Origin of the sequence: Streptomyces virginiae (genome assembly GCF_041432505.1) — a bacterium.
GTDB lineage: Bacteria > Actinomycetota > Actinomycetes > Streptomycetales > Streptomycetaceae > Streptomyces > Streptomyces virginiae_A.
Genome location: NZ_CP107871.1, coordinates 4,279,774 through 4,295,603, shown reverse-complemented (window position 1 = coordinate 4,295,603; position 15,830 = coordinate 4,279,774). Strand labels below are relative to the sequence as shown.

Here is a 15,830-nt window from a genome sequence, read left to right as displayed (position 1 = left end):
GGATCGTCAATTGGGAAGCGCGGGGCGCCGGATCACTCCCCGATGAGGCCTACGCGCAGCTGCGCGAGGGTGCGGGTCAGCAGCCGGGAGACGTGCATCTGGGAGATGCCGACCTCCTCGCCGATCTGCGACTGGGTCATGTTCGCGAAGAAGCGCAGCATGATGATCTGCCGTTCCCGGGGCGGGAGTTTGGCGAGCAGCGGCTTCAGGGACTCGCGGTACTCGACGCCCTCCAGCGCGGTGTCCTCGTAGCCGAGGCGGTCCGCGAGGGAGCCCTCGCCGCCCTCGTCCTCGGGGGAGGGCGAGTCGAGCGAGGAGGCGGTGTAGGCGTTGCCCACGGCGAGGCCGTCGACGACGTCCTCCTCCGAGACCCCGAGCACGGCGGCGAGCTCCGGCACGGTCGGCGAGCGGTCCAGCTTCTGGGCGAGCTCGTCGCTGGCCTTGGTCAGCGCCAGGCGCAGTTCCTGGAGCCGGCGCGGGACGCGGACGGACCAGGAGGTGTCCCGAAAGAATCGTTTGATCTCGCCCACGACGGTCGGCATCGCGAACGTCGGGAACTCGACGCCGCGTTCGCAGTCGAAGCGGTCGATCGCCTTGATCAGGCCGATGGTGCCGACCTGGACGATGTCTTCCATCGGCTCGTTGCGGCTGCGGAATCGGGCGGCCGCGTAGCGCACCAGAGGCAGGTTCAGCTCGATCAGGGTGTCGCGTACGTACGCCCGTTCGGGGCTGTCCGCATCCAGGGCGGCGAGCCGCAGGAAGAGGGAGCGGGAGAGGGTGCGGGTGTCGATGGCTTCCGAGCGGTCGGACGCTACAGGTGCTGTGGGCGCAGGAGCGCTCTTGACGAGCGTGAGCACCTTGGAGCTGCCCTGGTCTACGGACATGCCACCCCCTTGAGGTCGCGGACGGTCGCGTACTGCGCGCCCGTCGGAGGAACGCAGCCTCCACCTGAATACCGGAGGCGGGGCTGCGGCAAACGCGGTTCACGCAGAATGTCACATGTCGGCAACGCGCTGTAGCGCCATGTCGACATATATCTCCAGCGACAGAGCAGGTCGGAGGGCGATCAGTCCGATCTGTCAGGAAACGTGTGAATGATCTCCACTCGTTCCGGTTACGCCTCGATCCTGTTTGCGGATCTCAGTCGGGCGAAGCTCCGGGCGAGGAGTCGGGAGACGTGCATCTGGGAGACGCCGAGCTCCACGCTGATCTGTGACTGCGTCAGATTGTTGTAGTACCGCAGGAGCAGGATCCGTTGCTCGCGTTCGGGCAGTTGTACGAGGAGGTGGCGGACGAGGTCGCGGTGCTCGACCCCGGCCAGCTCCGGGTCCTCGTAGCCGAGGCGGTCCAGGAGTCCGGGCATGCCGTCGCCCTCCTGCGCGGCCTCCAGGGAGGTCGCGTGGTAGCTGCGGCCGGCCTCGATGCAGGACAGCACCTCGTCCTCGGTGATGCGCAGCCGCTCGGCGATCTCGGCGGTGGTCGGGGTGCGGCCGTGGAGGGTCGTGAGGTCCTCGGTGGCGGCGTTGACCTGGACCCACAGCTCGTGGAGCCGGCGCGGCACGTGGACGGTGCGGACGTTGTCGCGGAAGTACCGCTTGATCTCGCCCACGACGGTCGGCATCGCGAAGGTCGGGAACTGCACGCCCCGGTCGGGGTCGAACCGGTCGATGGCGTTGATCAGGCCGATGGTGCCGACCTGGACCACGTCCTCCATCGGCTCGTTGCGGCTGCGGAAGCGGGCGGCCGCGTACCGGACGAGCGGGAGGTTGGCCTCGATGAGGGCCCCGCGCACCCGGCTGTGCTCGCCGGTGCCCGGCTCCAGGCCCTTCAGCCGGCCGAACAGCACCTGGGTGAGGGCTCGGGTGTCCGCGCCCCTGCTCGGGGGTCTCGGCGCGACCGGGGGCTCCTCGGGCGGCTCCTGGCGTGGCTCCGGGCGGTGTTCCCGCTGGGGCTCCGGCTGGGGCGGCACCTGGGGGTCCTGCTGGGGTGGCACTTGAGGCGCAGTACTGGCCGGCACGGTCACGCCACCCCTTCGGTCAACTCTCATCCATCAAAAGCGGTCATAGCATCACAAGAGATGTGCACTGTGTGCAAGCACCGTATACCGCCGTGTTGGTGGCAAGTTGGGCATACCAGGGCAATACGCCCAGTAGTAGGTATACAAAAAGCCCCCCACCCGTCGGAGTGGGGGGCCGGAAGTCCGGGAACCGCTTCAGCGTACGGGTCAGCGCACCAGTTCGGTCATGAACTCGCCGATGCCGGAGGCGGCATCCGATATCCCCTGGAAGCCTATTTCCACGATCTCGGCCGCTCTCTTCGGCTGGGTGATGATCACGAAGAGGGCGAACACGGTGAGGGCACCCGTGATGAGCTTCTTGGTGTCCACGTGCGGGCGGCCTCCCCAACCGGTCCGAGCAAGTCGGGTGAGTCTAACCGGTCAAGATTGGACACTCACCTGCCCTTTAAGGACCAATGACCCGGTACTCCGGGCCTTTTGCCGTGAAGGGGGCGGTTGTGGTGGCCGCAGGATGGGTGGGAGCCCACCGGTTCTGGCAGGAAATCGGTGGGTGAGGGACAGGGCCTCGCTGCGGGGTCCGGGCCGCGGGCTTCCCCCTGAGCGCGACCCGGACCGGCAGGTCCGTCCTCGTCGGGGGAAGTGGCTTGTCCCCCGACGCCACTTCCCCCGTCCCACCCCTCGAAGGTCCCGACTCCGGTCGGGGCCTTCTTCGCGTCGCCCCCGCGGTCGCGGGGACCTGCGGGGGCGTACGGGGCATTCGGGCGGGCCGGGGGGCGTACGCGGGGCGCGAGGGCGCGCTCAGGGCGTACGAGAAGCGCGCAGCAGGCGTACGGAGCCGGTTCGGGCGCCGCCGGGGCTACTCCAGGCCGCCGGCCAGGTCCGTGAGGGGCTGGACGGGCGCGATGACGGGGGCCAGCTGGTTCGGCAGTTCCATCAGGGCGTTGAGCTGGTTCGCGCCGGCGCTGAGCTGCGACCCGATCTCCTGGACGGACGTGGGCTGGGCCCCGGCCGGCATCCCCGGGGCGGCCGCCGGCAGGTCCGGGAGGGTGAGGGGGGAGACCGGGGCGGCCGAGGCGGCGGGTGCGGCGAGGCCCGCGGCGGCCCCCGCGAGGGCGAGGGCGGCGAGGATGCGCTGGGTCTTGGTCATGCCGTGACAACGGCCGAAGGGGCGGGCGGTCACGCGGGTGTCCTCCGGAGAGGCGATCGGAATACGCCGAGAGCCCCGACCCTTGCGGGGCGGGGCTCTCGATCGAAGCGGTAGTGGAGGGATTTGAACCCCCGATGGGTTGCCCCATACTCGCTTTCGAGGCGAGCTCCTTCGGCCACTCGGACACACTACCGAGATGGATCCTAGCCTAAGGAACCCCATCCTCTGAAATCGGTAGGGCAGGGGGCGTCGTGGCGACCGCGAGCAGGGCTTTTCCGGGCGCTCGGCTCCGGGGGCCCGGCTTCGAGCCCTCGGCTCCCGCCCCCGGACCCCGCCCCCGGACCCCGACCTCCGGTCCGGCTCAGAGGTCGCGGAAGAAGTCCGTCAGCTGCCGCGCGCACTCGTCGGCGAGGACACCGCGGATCACCTCGGGACGGTGATTGAGCCTGCGGTCCCGTACGAGGTCCCACAGCGACCCGGCGGCGCCGGCCTTCTCGTCGTCCGCGCCGTAGACGACCCGGGCGACGCGCGACTGGACGAGCGCGCCCGCGCACATGACGCACGGCTCCAGGGTCACCACGAGGGTGCACCCCGGAAGGCGCCATTCCCCGAGCTCGGTGGCCGCCCGGCGCAGTGCCACCACCTCGGCGTGCGCGGTGGGGTCACCGGTCGCCTCGCGTTCGTTGTACCCGGTGGCGAGGATCCGCCCGTCCGGGCCCAGCACGACGGCGCCGACCGGCACATCGCCGGCCGGCACCGCCCGGGCGGCCTCCTGGAGCGCCAGGCGCATGGAGTCCCGCCACGGGTCCCGTACGGGATCGTCGGTGTGCGGAGGGAGCACTAGCGGACGGCCTCCAGGACCTCGGTGGCGCCGAGGGACTCGGCGATCTCCGAGAGGGCGTCCCCGTCCAGGGTCATCAGTTGCTTGTTGGTCACCCCGAGATCGTCCAACAGCATCGGGTCGCCGAGCGGACCGGCCGTGACCGGCTCCGCGCCGGTCCCGCCCACCTCGTCCTCCTCGGAGTCCTCGTCCGTGAACGACGCGACGGCATCCTCCTCGCCGTCCTCGGTGCCGTCGAGGTCCAGGTCGTCGAGTTCGTCGTCCTCCTCGTCGCTGCCCAGCAGCTCTTTGGTCAGCATCGAGCCGTAGGAGCTGCGGGCGGCCGCGGAGGCGTTGGAAACGAAGTACCGCGGGTCCTCCTCGCCGTCCACGCGGACGACGCCGAACCAGGCGTCCTCCTGCTCGATGAGGGCGACCACCGTGTCGTCGTCGACAGCGGCGGACCGGGCGAGATCGATCAGATCACTGAGGGACTCGACATCGTCGAGTTCCATGTCGCTCGCTTCCCACCCGTCTTCGGTGCGCGCGAGCAGTGCGGCGAAATACACCGTGACTCTCCCACTGGTCTTAGGCGTGCCGGTTGGAGGTCCCCCCGGCCGGAGGTTGGGGCACAGCGGCCGTGCTGCTCGCCGTCCGTACCCCGCCCAATCGGCATCGTGGCAGAAACAGCGGCTTTGCGAGAGGTCTTCCGCGCTTGCGTCGTGCCGCGCCGTGCACCGGTGGGGGCCGCGCGGGGTTGCGGCGCGGGGGCGGCGGGGCCGTGGGGAGGGTTGTGGGGCGGATGGTGCGGCCCGGACGTGTCGCGGCGTGCCGGGGTCCGGATGGCCGCGACACGTCAGGTCCGCACCACCCGCGTGCCGGGCCCGGGGCGTCCGCGGAGGACGGGAGGCGCTGGTGGCCGGAAGAACGTTCCGGATCACCAGCGGAAGGTGCGCATGCGCATCTGCTGGCGCATACGGGCCGCTCGGGCGCGGCGGGGCTGGACACGATCGCGCAGCTCGCGCGCCTCCATCAGGTCGCGCAGGAACTGCGCGCGGCGTGCTCGACGCTGCGCCGCGGTCTCCGGCACATCGTCCTTCGGCTGCCTGTCGGGCATCGGCCACCACCTGGCTGGTCGGTCGTCCCCCCTTGCACCCACCTTCCCCCGGACGGCGCGTTTGATGCCACCCCACCGCAGGTCAGACGTGCTCGGACGTGCTCGGATGCCCTCGGATGTCCTCGGACCGCGTCAGGCGTCGTCCTTGAGGGTCGGGACCACGGCCACCGGTCCGTGCGCGTGGTGGAGCACGGCATGGGCCACCGAGCCGATCGCCAGTGACATGGCGGTGCGCCGCGGGTGGTGGCGCCCCACCACGACCAGTGCCGCCGCCCGGGAGGCGATGACGAGCCGGCCCGCCGGGTCACCGGGCACCGCGGCCTGCTCGACCGGGACGTCCGGAAAGCGCTCCCGCAGCGGAGCCAGTCGCTCCGTCTGGGAGCGCAGCATCTCCCGTTCGGCCGGTACCCCGTCCCCCTCGTCGGCCAGCCCCTCCGGCGGGATCACCGCGAAGGGGCTGTCCATCACCAGGGTCGGCGAGGGCGGGATGGCGTACGCGGAGACCACCTGGACGGTGGTCCCCCGCACGGCGGCCTCGGTGAACGCGTAGGTCAGTACGTCGTCGGGCGTCTCGGCGGCGTGCAGCCCGAGCACCACCCGCCCGGCGGACCGCTCGGCGTCGGCGTCGGGGCGGGCGCCGCGCTCCGCGTGCGGGACCACGACCACCGGGCAGGCGGCCGTACTGGCCACGGCCCGACTGTTCGAGCCGAGCAGCAGGCTGGCGAAGCCGCCGCGGCCCCGGGAGCCCATCACCAGCATCCGGGCCTGCGAGCCGATCACCCGGAGCGCCTCGGCCACGGAGCCCTCCAGGGCCTCGTACGTGACCCCGTCGGGCAGCGTGGAGTCGTCGCCGCCGAGCAGGGACCGGACCCAGTCGCGTACGGGGTCGGCGAATTCCTGCGGCTCGGAGGCGTCGTGCAGCGAGGCCCGGCGCCCGGCGTACAACTGGGCGTGGTCGGGCAGTACATGGGCGACCAGCAGCCCGGTGTCGTGCCGGACGGCCTCCTTCCGTGCCCACTCCAGGGCTCTGAGGCTGTGTTCCGAACCGTCGACGGCCGCGATCACCGGTGTGTTGCTCATCCGTCCAGCCTGCTGGGCGTCCGCGCGGGTCGCATCCGCAAGGAAGCGGCGGGCGTGGCCGCCCTTCGGACGCGAAGGAGCCGCGTCAGCGCGTAGCCTTTTGGGTGCAGGTCGCGTCGTGCGACCGTTTTTGCAGGTCGCAGGCTGAGTTTTGGAGGATGTTGTGCGTTTGCAGGTCGTCGATCACCCCTTGGTGGCGCACAAACTCACCACCCTGCGCGACAAGCGCACCGACTCCGCCACCTTCCGGCGGCTCGCCGACGAGCTCGTGACCCTGCTCGCCTACGAGGCCACCCGGGACGTGCGTACGGAGCAGGCCGACATCGAGACCCCGGTCGCCCCGACCACCGGCGTGAAGCTCTCGCACCCGCGCCCGCTGGTCGTCCCGATCCTGCGTGCCGGTCTCGGCATGCTCGACGGCATGGTGCGGCTGCTGCCGACCGCCGAGGTGGGCTTCCTGGGCATGGTCCGCAACGAGGAGACCCTGGAGGCCTCCACGTACGCGACGCGCATGCCGGAGGACCTCTCGGGCCGCCAGGTCTACGTCGTCGACCCGATGCTCGCCACCGGCGGCACGCTGGTCGCGGCGATCCAGGAACTGATCAAGCGCGGCGCCGACGACGTCACGGCCGTGGTGCTGCTGGCCGCGCCCGAGGGCGTCGAGATCATGGAGCGCGAGCTGGCGGGCACGCCGGTGACCGTGGTGACGGCCGCGGTGGACGAGCGGCTCAACGAGCACGGCTACATCGTTCCGGGCCTGGGTGACGCGGGCGACCGCATGTACGGCTCGGCGGAGTAGGACCCGCGGCGGTCCGGCACGCCGTACGGCGTGCCGGCGCGTCAGCAGTTCTTGGGCGCGGGCGCGGGGTTGGCCAGCAGGGCCAGCGCCTTGTCCGCGTCCTCCTTCGTGCTCAGCTCCTTGAAGGCGTCGCCCAGGATCAGGTCGACGTCCGCGGTCTCGCGGGTGTCGGTCTGCTGGGTGGTGCCGGCGAGCTGTGTGCCGAGTACGGAGAAGACGGCCTTGTCGGTCGTGGGGGAGCCCAGCAGTATCCCCGTGCCGGGGACCTTCTTGTCGAAGGTGGCCGGGGCGTTGCCCACGTTGCCGATCACGAAGCCGCGTTTGGCCAGCTCGTCACCGACGGCCTTGGCCAGACCCGCGCGCGGGGTCGCGTTGTAGACGTTGACCGTGATCTCCCCCGGCGGGGGGAGCACGACGGCGGGTTTCGCGGCGGCCGGGGCGGTGGAGGCGGCGCCGGGGCCGCTCTTGGCGGCGGTGCCGGGAGGCGTCGTGGGGCAGTCCTTGGCGCCCGCAGCCGTGTTCCGCTTCGGGCTGTCGCCCTGGAACACGTCGATGAGCTGCAGGGCCCCGTAGCCGACCAGGGCCAGCGCAAGGATCGAGCCGAGCACGGCGAGGACGATCCGGGTACGGCTCCGCTTACGACTCATACGGGGGTAGGCGGCTCCCGTGACGCGGTACTTTCCGCCCATGCCGGGGGGAGTGAGCATGCTCATGGGCGCAGCGTAGTGCGACCCGGTGTCGATGCCTACTAAATGATCTGCTGATAGGTCAATGGTGACCCGAAAGGCGCAATACAGACGAAGCCGTCAGTCCATTTCGAGGACCCGCGCGTGCAGCACCTGGCGCTGTTGCAGGGCCGCGCGCACGGCGCGGTGCAGTCCGTCCTCCAGGTAGAGGTCGCCCCGCCACTTCACGACGTGGGCGAACAGGTCGCCGTAGAAGGTGGAGTCCTCGGCGAGCAGCGTTTCGAGGTCGAGCTGGCCCTTGGTCGTCACGAGCTGGTCCAGCCGGACCGGGCGCGGCGCGACGTCCGCCCACTGCCGGGTGGTTTCCCTGCCGTGGTCGGGATAAGGCTTTCCGCTTCCGATGCGCTTGAAGATCACACGGAAAGCCTACCGGGCCGGTGCGTGCGGGCGCAGCCTCGTGACGGTGGTGCAAAAGTGACGAACAGCGCTATTTGGGGAGTGAATCATGAGCGAGAGCACCGACCCCCGCACCGACCCCGCCCTTCCCGCGGACGGTACGGGGCCGGCGGGACCGGCCGCGGAGATCGCCGCCGGGTACGCCTTCACCGGACCCGCGCTCGACCTCGGGGCCCTCCTGTGGGACGGCGCCTGCCTGCCCGACCGTCAGATCCGCATCCCCCTGGGAATGCTCAACCGCCACGGACTGGTCGCGGGGGCCACCGGAACCGGCAAGACCAAGACGCTCCAGCTCATCGCCGAACAGCTGTCCGCGGGCGGCGTCCCGGTCTTCCTCGCGGACATCAAGGGCGACATCTCCGGGATCTCCGCGCCCGGGACGCCGGGCGACAGGGTCGACGAACGGGCCCGGGACGTGGCCCAGACGTGGGAGCCCACCGGATACCCCTGCGCGTTCTACTCGCTCGGCGGGATCGGGCCCGGCATCCCGCTCCGCTCCACGGTCACCAGCTTCGGCCCGGTCCTGATGTCGAAGGTGCTCCAGCTCAACCAGACGCAGGAGCAGTCCCTCGGCCTGATCTTCCACTACGCCGACACCAAGGGCCTCGAGCTCGTCGACCTCAAGGACCTGCGCGCGGTCGTCGCCTTCCTCGTCTCCGACCAGGGCAAAGCCGAACTCAAGGGGATCGGCGGGCTGTCCACCGTGACGGCCGGGGTGATCCTGCGGGCGCTCACCGCCTTCGAGCAGCAGGGCGCCTCGGAGTTCTTCGGCGAGCCCGAGTTCGACACGAGCGAGTTCCTGCGGACGGCCGCCGACGGGCGCGGACTGGTCTCCGTACTGGAACTCCCGGCCGTCCAGGACAAGCCGCAGCTCTTCTCCACCTTCCTGATGTGGCTGCTGGCCGACCTCTACAACGACCTCCCGGAGGTCGGCGATCTGGACAAGCCCAAGCTCGTCTTCTTCTTCGACGAGGCGCACCTGCTCTTCAACGGGGCCTCGAAGGCCTTCCTCGCGGCCATCACCCAGACGGTCCGGCTCATCCGCTCCAAGGGCGTCGGCGTCTTCTTCGTGACGCAGACCCCCAAGGACGTGCCGGCGGACGTCCTCGCCCAGCTCGGCAACCGGGTGCAGCACGCGCTGCGCGCCTTCACCCCCGACGACGCCAAGGCGCTGAAGGCGACCGTGAAGACCTTCCCCCACTCCGCGTACGACCTGGAGGAGTTGCTCACCGGGCTGGGCACCGGCGAGGCGGTCGTCACCGTGCTCAGCGAGAAGGGCGCCCCCACCCCGGTCGCGGCGACCCGGCTGCGCGCCCCGCAGTCGCTGATGGGGCCGATCACGGCGGCGGACCTGGAGCAGGCCGTGAAGGCCTCCCCGCTCTGGTCGCGCTACGCGGAGCCGATCGACCGCGAGTCGGCGTACGAGAAGATCACCGCCGAACAGGCCGCCGCCGAGGCACGGGCGGAGGAGGCCGCGGCCGCCGCCGAGGCGGAGAAGGAGGCCGAGGCGGCACGGAAGGAGGCCGCGCGGGCCGCGCGCAGCGCCCCGAAGCCGGATCCCTCGTTGGCCGAGCAGGTGGTGGGGAGCGGGCTGTTCCGCTCGCTGGCCCGGTCGATCGGGACCCAGTTGGGACGGGAGATCTCCCGCTCCATCTTCGGTACGGCGCGCAAGCGGCGGTGACGCGGTGACAGACTCTGGCCCATGCGGACCGAACTCACCGACACCACGTCCAGCAAGGTCAACCGGGCCCTGCTCGAAGCCCGCCGGGCGATAGGCAGCCCGACCATGGGGCTGGTGCTGACCCTTGTCCTGGCCACCGACGAGGAGAACGCCTACGACGCCGTACGCGCGGCCTCCGAGGCCTCACGCGAACACCCCTGCCGCATCATCGCGGTGATCCGGCGGACCTCCCGAGGCCCGCACAAGCTGCGCGCGAACCGGGTCGACGCCGAACTGCGGGTCGGCTCGGACGCCGGGACCGGCGAGATCGTGCTGCTGCGCCTGCACGGGGCGCTGACCGAGCACGCCGGCTCGGTCGTCCTGCCGCTGCTCCTGCCGGACGCGCCCGTGGTGGCCTGGTGGCCGGGCGACGCGCCCGCCGAGCCGGCGCGGGACCCGCTGGGCCGGCTCGCGCAGCGCCGGATCACGGACGCGGCCGCCGCCTTCGACCCGGTCGGCGTGCTCGACGAGCGGGCCGACGGCTACCGGCCCGGCGACACGGACCTGGCCTGGACCCGGCTCACGCCGTGGCGCTCGCTGCTGGCCGCGGCCCTGGACCAGAAGCCGCTGCCGGTGACCGGCGCGGCGGTGGAGAGCGAGCCGGACAACGCGAGCGCGGAGCTGCTGGCGCGCTGGCTGGAGGACCGGCTGGGGATGCCGGTGGCCCGGCTGGTGAGCGAGGGCCCGGTGATCACCGGCGTCAGCCTGCGGACCACGGGCGGGGAGATCCGGGTGGACCGCCCCGCGGGCGTGCTGGCCACCTTGAGCCTGCCGGGGAGCCCCGACCGCAAGGTGGCCCTCAAGATCCGCAGCGGCGCGGAACTGTTGGCGGAGGAACTGCGCCGCCTCGACGCGGACGTGGTCTACGGCTCCGCGCTGCGGCGCCGGCCGCTCCAGACGGGGCTCTCCGCGTAGTGGTTGTCGTAGGTCGCCGAGCTGTCCTTGATGTCCTGCACGGTGGCCTCGCCCGCGTTGACCCGGCCGAGGAGCCGGTAGTAGTCGAAGCGGCCCATGCCGGGGGTGAAGCCGACGAAGACGGCGGCGGTGTGGCCGGCCGCCGGGGCGAAGGCGTGCTTGACGCCCGGCGGGACGGCGATGAAGTCGCCGGCGCCCAGGGTGTGGATCTCGTCGTCGACGAGGATGTCGAGCTTGCCCGCGGTCACGTGGAAGAACTCCGTGGCCTTGGTGTGGAAGTGGACGGGGGCGCCCGCCGCGCCCTCGTCGAAGGTGGCGGTGTTGCAGGTGAGCTCGGCGGTGTCGGTGAGCAGGGTGATGAGGCTGCCGGGGCCGTCGTAGATGGCCTCGGCGGTGGCGGCGCGGGTCGCGATCTCTGTCATGTCCACCAATCTACGATCTTGAGCGACCGGAATCAGGGGTCAATCGGAGGCCGGTCCGGCCGGTCAATTCCTGCCCGACCTGCCGCCCGACCACGCGATCAGGAGCCGCCCGCGGCCTTGGCGGCCTTCGCGGCGGCCTTCATCTCCTGCTTGTGCGCCCGCACCTTGGCCAGGGACTCCGGGCCCGTGATGTCGGCCGCCGAGCGGTAGACGTTCGCCGGGCCGTACCCGCCCGCAGCCTCCCGCCAGCCCGTCGGACGCACGCCGAACCGCTTGCCCAGCAGGGCGAGGAAGATCTGCGCCTTCTGCTCCCCGAAGCCCGGCAGCGCCTTGAGGCGCTTCAGCAGCTCCTGGCCGGTCGTGGCGTCGGCCCAGACCGCCTCCGCGCTCCCGTCGTAGTGCTCCACGAGGTACGCGCACAACTGCTGGATCCGCGTCGCCATCGACCCCGGATACCGATGTACGGCGGGCTTCTCGGAGAGCAGCGCGGCGAAGGCCTCCGGGTCGTACGCGGCGATGGCGTGCGCGTCGAGATCGTCGGAGCCGAGCCGCTGGGCGATCGTCCAGGGCCCCGAGAACGCCCACTCCATCGGCACCTGCTGGTCCAGCAGCATTCCGACGAGTGCGGCGAGCGGGCTCCGGCCGAGCAGCGCGTCGGCCTCCGGCTGCTGGGCCAGCCGGATGGTGATGTCCTTGTCCATGGCTCCAGCGTCCCGCCTGGGCGCGCTCCCCGCGCGGTCGCCGCACCGCGCGCCTAGCGTGAGTACGGCCGTCTACGACGACGACAGCTACGAGACGACAGGTACGAGACGAGGAGTCGATCGATCATGTCTGAGTTCTCCGAAGGCGCTCCGTGCTGGGTGGACGCGATGTTCGCCGACGTGGAGGGGGCCAAGACCTTCTACGCGGACGTGCTGGGCTGGACCTTCGGCGAGGCGAGCAGCGAGTACGGCAACTACACGCAGGCCTACTCCGACGGCAAGGCCGTCGCCGCCGTGGTCCCGCCGATGCCGGGAGCCGACGCCCCGTCCCAGTGGTGTCTGTACTTCGCCTCGCCCGACGCGGCGGCCACCGCCGAGAAGGTGACGGCGAACGGCGGCGAGGTGCTGATGGGCCCCATGCAGGTGGGCACCTTCGGCACGATGCTGATCGCGAAGGAGCCGAGCGGCGCGGTCTTCGGCGTCTGGCAGCCGGGCGAGCACAAGGGCTTCGAGAAGATGGGCGAGGCGGGCGCGTACGCGTGGGCGGAGGTCTTCACCCGGGACCCCGCCAAGGCGGACGGGTTCCTGCCGAAGGTCTTCCCGTACGGCGCCCAGCAGATGGACCCGGGCGACGACCCGGAGATGGCCGGCATGGACTTCAAGGTCTTCAGCGTCGGCGGAGCCGGGAACCCGGTGCTGGGCCGGATGAAGATGGACTCCGACTTCCCGCCGGACGTGCCGCCGTACATCCAGGTCTACTTCGGGGTGCCGGACTGCGACGAGGCGGTGGCGAAGACCCAGAAGCACGGCGGGAAGCTGCACTTCGGCCCGATGGACAGCCCGTTCGGCCGGTTCGCGGCGGTCACGGACCCGCAGGGCGCCGCCTTCGCGGTGATCGACATGTCGACAACGGTGGGTGAGATGCCGAGCTTCGGCTGAGCCGCCCCGGATGCCGTGTCGCCCTGCCGTGTCGCCGTGCCGGGCGACACGGCAGACTGCCCCGCACACGGGTTCCATCTGCGCGGGGGCGGATTCAATGCGACACGGGACGATTCTGGCTGCCGCGGGATGCGGACTGGCGATCCTCGCGACGGCCGGGTGCGGCCTGCCGCCCGCGCCGGAGCCGTCTCCCGGACACGCGCCGACACTCTCGCAGCACGGCAGCTCGCCGAAGCCGTCGTCGGCGCCGTCGACACCCTCGCCCGCAGCGTCGGTGCCCCTGCCGTCGGCGTCGGCACCTTCGACGACGCCCTCCGGGCCGCCGCAGGCGACGGGGCCGGCCGAGCCGGTCGGGGACGCCGAGGTCACGGCTGCCGACGGCCGGCTGCTGGAGGCCGTCCGCAGGGACACGGCCCCGGAGCTCCGGGTACCGGGCGACGAGTCCCTCCTCGTCATCCACCGCGAACCGGCGGGCGACACGGGCGAGCTCGCCTGGATGCCGGACGACCGGAACTACTGCCTGGCCGTGGTCCGGGACGCCCGCGCGAGCACCACCTGCAACCCCCTGCCGAAGTCCTGGGCGCGCATCGGGATCCGGCTGGTGACCGAGGGCGCCGTGTACCCCGGCCGGACCACGATCTACTTCGCCGTCGTGGACGGCGGCCACGCCCCGTACGCGTACACCGGATCCGGCCCGCACCGCACGGACCTGAGCCCGGTCCGCGAGGCCACGGCCGCCTTCGCCTCGGGCCGGACCCTGAGCCTGCTCACCTACGAACGCCCCGTCCCCGCGATCTCACCGACCGACCGGGAGATCTGCAGCGCGGACAACGCCGTCTGCTTCCCCGCCCTCGACGTCTACGTCCCCGGCAGCCCCTGAGCGCGGGGCGGAGTCTTTTTTCGCGCGGCCTGTCACACCGGTGCGGCGGGGTGGGTCAGAGGAGTGAAGCAGGCGGGAGACAGACCGGAGCGACCGCGCACCGGCTCCCGCCCGAGGGGAGCTCCCATGTCCACCACCGCAGTCGTCTTCGCCCTGGTCGGCGCCTTCATGGTCGGATTCTCGGCGGCCTCGATGTACCTCGGGGCGAAGTGGGTCGTGGAGCCGCTGGTCGAGTACGGGGTCCCGCGCTCGTGGTGGACCCCGCTCGCCACCGCGAAGGCGGCCGGCGCGGTCGGCCTGGCGGTGGGTGTCTTCGTCCCCGCGATCGGCGTCGCGGCGGCGATCGGGGTGGCCCTGTACTTCGCGGGCGCCGTGATCACGGTGCTCCGGGCGAAGTCCTACGCCCACGTCGCCTTCCCGGTGATCTACGCGGCCCCGGCGGTCGTGGCCCTGGCCCTCGGCTTCAACGGCTGAGGCGGCCCCCCGCGCTACGGGGTCACGAACGGCAGGTCGGCCGGGCCGACCCGGTCCAGCGGCCCGGCCGCGCGCAGCACCACGTCCAGGACGGCCTCGGGACGGGCGGCGTAACTGTTCGAGAACCACGGCATGTTGGCCTCGACCACGGCGTACCGGCCGGTCGCGCCGACGAGGCCGACGTCGACGGTGACGGCGCTGGGCAGGTCCGGGCCCGTCGCGGCGAGCAGCGCGGCCGCGAAGCCGCGTACGTCCGCCCCGCGCCCGTCCTCGTCGAGCGGGGCGGGGTCCAGGCGTCCGTGGACGGCGTACCGGCTGCCGGCGGCGATCTCCCCGTCGAGCAGGAACAACCGGTACTCGGCGGCGAAGTCCACCACCTCCGAGACCAGCACGGGGGTGGTGGCGGGCAGGGACCGCGGCAGCGGTGAGCCGGGCCCGTACACGGCGGGCGGGAAGGACTTCTCGCGCGGCGGCTTCACGAACGCCGGCCGCCCGGATCCGATCAGCTCCCGCGCCGCCCGACCCAGGGTGGTCAGCTCGACCCGGCGGCCCGTGAACCGCTCGGGCAGCCGCGTGAGCCAGTCGTCGGGGGGCTCCAGCAGCCCCAGCCCGAGCGCTCCGGCCACCCGCGCGGCGGCGTGCGGGCCACCGCACCAGTGCACGGGCCGGCCGACCAGCTCTCCGAAGTCGGGGCCGAGGGCCCGGACGGTCATCCCCCGGCGGGCGGCGGCCTCCGCGAGCAGCCCGGCCGTGGCGGTCGGCCGGGCGGGTATCAGGAACACCTCGTCCGTCATCCGGCCATTGTGGCGCGGGCATCCGGCCGGGACGGGGGGACGCGGACGGAGAAACGCGGAAACGTAGAAGGGCCCCGCTGCAAGCAGCGGGGCCCTTCTACAACGTGCCCGGTGAGGCACTGGCGGAGGATACGAGATTCGAACTCGTGAGGGGTTGCCCCCAACACGCTTTCCAAATGTTCGTACGGGCGTCCGACGGGGGCCGTACGCGTCCTGACCTGCGGCGGGGCGTTCGGGGTGGCCCCGTACGGACGGGGCCGGACGGGGGTGAATGAGACCAGAACTGAGACCAGAGTGCGGTGTGACGCGGCCGCCTGCGCCGCGTTCGGCGGCTTCGGCATCAAGTCTTCGACCGCTGGGGGCTCTCTGCCCGAAACGGGTGTCCCTTAGTCGTCCTCGCCGAACCCGGAGCGGATGTTCTCATGCCCGCACGACGGACACTTGATGTAGGCATGCGAGTTGCTTCCATCCTCGTATGGCAGGTAGCTCATGCCACCAGACAACGACGACTGGCACATCTCGCAAGTGCCGCCTCCACTGCTCTTGCCCCGCTGCATGGAATCCACGAGCTGGCCGTCTTCCATGAAGAACACGCCGCCCTCGCAGTTCGGACACTCGAAGCGGCCCTCAGCCCATCCGCCCTTATCCGCGCCGATCAACGAAGCGCTGCACCACGGACAGGTTTCAGTGGACCCGTCACCGCCGCCTTTCAACAACCTGTCAAAGAGTCCCATCGCTGCCTTCCCTCCTGCGGGCTGCACGTCACGCTCCACCCGGTTGTCCATCACCGTGTCTCCACCCCCGCCCTGCCGATCCACGATGAATACGTGGTCCGGGGCCTCGGACGGCTGACCTTGCCCGTG

General features: G+C 71.5%; 20 protein-coding genes and 1 tRNA gene. 6 read left to right on the top strand and 15 right to left on the bottom strand.

The features are described 5' to 3' along the window. Positions 1 to 32: 32 nt before the first annotated feature. The 9 genes from OG624_RS20040 to OG624_RS20000 form a co-directional block, all read right to left on the bottom strand. The gene (locus OG624_RS20040; RefSeq protein WP_033223368.1) at positions 33 to 884 is read right to left on the bottom strand and encodes an RNA polymerase sigma factor SigF; all 852 of its coding nucleotides are present in this window, start codon (positions 882 to 884) and stop codon (positions 33 to 35) included. A gap of 230 nt (positions 885 to 1,114) precedes the next feature. Next, positions 1,115 to 2,017, bottom strand: coding sequence for an RNA polymerase sigma factor SigF (locus tag OG624_RS20035; protein WP_033223456.1), 903 nt, complete (start codon positions 2,015 to 2,017; stop codon positions 1,115 to 1,117). Between the two features lie 207 nt (positions 2,018 to 2,224). Then, complete coding sequence (locus tag OG624_RS20030) at positions 2,225 to 2,386, bottom strand: hypothetical protein (RefSeq protein WP_167745563.1); 162 nt, start codon at positions 2,384 to 2,386, stop codon at positions 2,225 to 2,227. A gap of 487 nt (positions 2,387 to 2,873) precedes the next feature. Then, positions 2,874 to 3,197, bottom strand: coding sequence for a hypothetical protein (locus OG624_RS20025; protein ID WP_033223370.1), 324 nt, complete (start codon positions 3,195 to 3,197; stop codon positions 2,874 to 2,876). A 75-nt stretch (positions 3,198 to 3,272) separates the two neighbouring features. Continuing rightward, positions 3,273 to 3,357: transfer RNA gene (locus OG624_RS20020), tRNA-Ser, on the bottom strand. A gap of 168 nt (positions 3,358 to 3,525) precedes the next feature. Continuing rightward, positions 3,526 to 3,954, bottom strand: a complete 429-nt coding sequence (gene tadA / locus OG624_RS20015) for a tRNA adenosine(34) deaminase TadA (protein WP_033223457.1) — start codon at positions 3,952 to 3,954, stop codon at positions 3,526 to 3,528. A 50-nt stretch (positions 3,955 to 4,004) separates the two neighbouring features. Continuing rightward, a complete protein-coding gene (locus OG624_RS20010; RefSeq protein ID WP_033223372.1) occupies positions 4,005 to 4,553 on the bottom strand; it encodes a tRNA adenosine deaminase-associated protein in 549 nt (182 codons plus the stop codon). A gap of 368 nt (positions 4,554 to 4,921) precedes the next feature. Continuing rightward, complete coding sequence (locus OG624_RS20005) at positions 4,922 to 5,101, bottom strand: hypothetical protein (protein ID WP_030010606.1); 180 nt, start codon at positions 5,099 to 5,101, stop codon at positions 4,922 to 4,924. Positions 5,102 to 5,233: 132 nt separating this feature from the next. Then, a complete protein-coding gene (locus OG624_RS20000; protein WP_033223374.1) occupies positions 5,234 to 6,181 on the bottom strand; it encodes a universal stress protein in 948 nt (315 codons plus the stop codon). A gap of 163 nt (positions 6,182 to 6,344) precedes the next feature. Between OG624_RS20000 and upp the strand changes: the two genes are divergently transcribed. Beyond that, positions 6,345 to 6,980, top strand: a complete 636-nt coding sequence (gene upp / locus OG624_RS19995; RefSeq protein WP_030010426.1) for a uracil phosphoribosyltransferase — start codon at positions 6,345 to 6,347, stop codon at positions 6,978 to 6,980. Positions 6,981 to 7,021: 41 nt separating this feature from the next. On the opposite strand, the gene OG624_RS19990 is transcribed toward upp, so the two are convergent. Both OG624_RS19990 and OG624_RS19985 read right to left on the bottom strand, forming a co-directional pair. Next, entirely contained in the window at positions 7,022 to 7,693 is a 672-nt protein-coding gene (locus tag OG624_RS19990; protein ID WP_033223377.1) for a LytR C-terminal domain-containing protein, read from the bottom strand. 93 nt (positions 7,694 to 7,786) lie between these two features. Then, the gene (locus OG624_RS19985; protein ID WP_030726217.1) at positions 7,787 to 8,083 is read right to left on the bottom strand and encodes a type II toxin-antitoxin system VapB family antitoxin; all 297 of its coding nucleotides are present in this window, start codon (positions 8,081 to 8,083) and stop codon (positions 7,787 to 7,789) included. Between the two features lie 88 nt (positions 8,084 to 8,171). On the opposite strand from OG624_RS19985, the gene OG624_RS19980 reads away from it, so the two are divergent. Both OG624_RS19980 and opcA read left to right on the top strand, forming a co-directional pair. Next, on the top strand, positions 8,172 to 9,803 hold the full coding sequence (locus OG624_RS19980) for a helicase HerA-like domain-containing protein (protein WP_161296987.1): 1,632 nt from the start codon (positions 8,172 to 8,174) through the stop codon (positions 9,801 to 9,803). A 21-nt stretch (positions 9,804 to 9,824) separates the two neighbouring features. After that, positions 9,825 to 10,757 (top strand): glucose-6-phosphate dehydrogenase assembly protein OpcA, encoded by a 933-nt coding sequence (gene opcA, locus OG624_RS19975; RefSeq protein ID WP_033223382.1) that lies wholly within the window; start codon positions 9,825 to 9,827, stop codon positions 10,755 to 10,757. On the opposite strand, the gene OG624_RS19970 is transcribed toward opcA, so the two are convergent. Both OG624_RS19970 and OG624_RS19965 read right to left on the bottom strand, forming a co-directional pair. Then, the gene (locus tag OG624_RS19970; RefSeq protein ID WP_030726226.1) at positions 10,706 to 11,179 is read right to left on the bottom strand and encodes a cupin domain-containing protein; all 474 of its coding nucleotides are present in this window, start codon (positions 11,177 to 11,179) and stop codon (positions 10,706 to 10,708) included. The two genes, opcA and OG624_RS19970, sit on opposite strands and share 52 nt — an antisense overlap. A 98-nt stretch (positions 11,180 to 11,277) precedes the next feature. Continuing rightward, complete coding sequence (locus tag OG624_RS19965; protein ID WP_030726228.1) at positions 11,278 to 11,880, bottom strand: HhH-GPD-type base excision DNA repair protein; 603 nt, start codon at positions 11,878 to 11,880, stop codon at positions 11,278 to 11,280. Between the two features lie 126 nt (positions 11,881 to 12,006). On the opposite strand from OG624_RS19965, the gene OG624_RS19960 reads away from it, so the two are divergent. The 3 genes from OG624_RS19960 (at position 12,007) to OG624_RS19950 (ending at position 14,173) form a co-directional block, all read left to right on the top strand. Beyond that, positions 12,007 to 12,819 (top strand): VOC family protein, encoded by an 813-nt coding sequence (locus tag OG624_RS19960; RefSeq protein ID WP_161296991.1) that lies wholly within the window; start codon positions 12,007 to 12,009, stop codon positions 12,817 to 12,819. Positions 12,820 to 13,093: 274 nt separating this feature from the next. Then, a complete protein-coding gene (locus OG624_RS19955; protein ID WP_371588073.1) occupies positions 13,094 to 13,699 on the top strand; it encodes a hypothetical protein in 606 nt (201 codons plus the stop codon). A 126-nt stretch (positions 13,700 to 13,825) separates the two neighbouring features. After that, a complete protein-coding gene (locus OG624_RS19950; RefSeq protein WP_033223386.1) occupies positions 13,826 to 14,173 on the top strand; it encodes a DoxX family protein in 348 nt (115 codons plus the stop codon). A 14-nt stretch (positions 14,174 to 14,187) separates the two neighbouring features. On the opposite strand, the gene OG624_RS19945 is transcribed toward OG624_RS19950, so the two are convergent. Together OG624_RS19945 and OG624_RS19940 are read right to left on the bottom strand one after the other, a co-directional pair. Next, the gene (locus OG624_RS19945) at positions 14,188 to 14,967 is read right to left on the bottom strand and encodes an ATP-grasp domain-containing protein (protein WP_352164011.1); all 780 of its coding nucleotides are present in this window, start codon (positions 14,965 to 14,967) and stop codon (positions 14,188 to 14,190) included. 386 nt (positions 14,968 to 15,353) lie between these two features. Then, a complete protein-coding gene (locus tag OG624_RS19940; RefSeq protein WP_371588072.1) occupies positions 15,354 to 15,752 on the bottom strand; it encodes a hypothetical protein in 399 nt (132 codons plus the stop codon). Positions 15,753 to 15,830 lie beyond the last annotated feature (78 nt).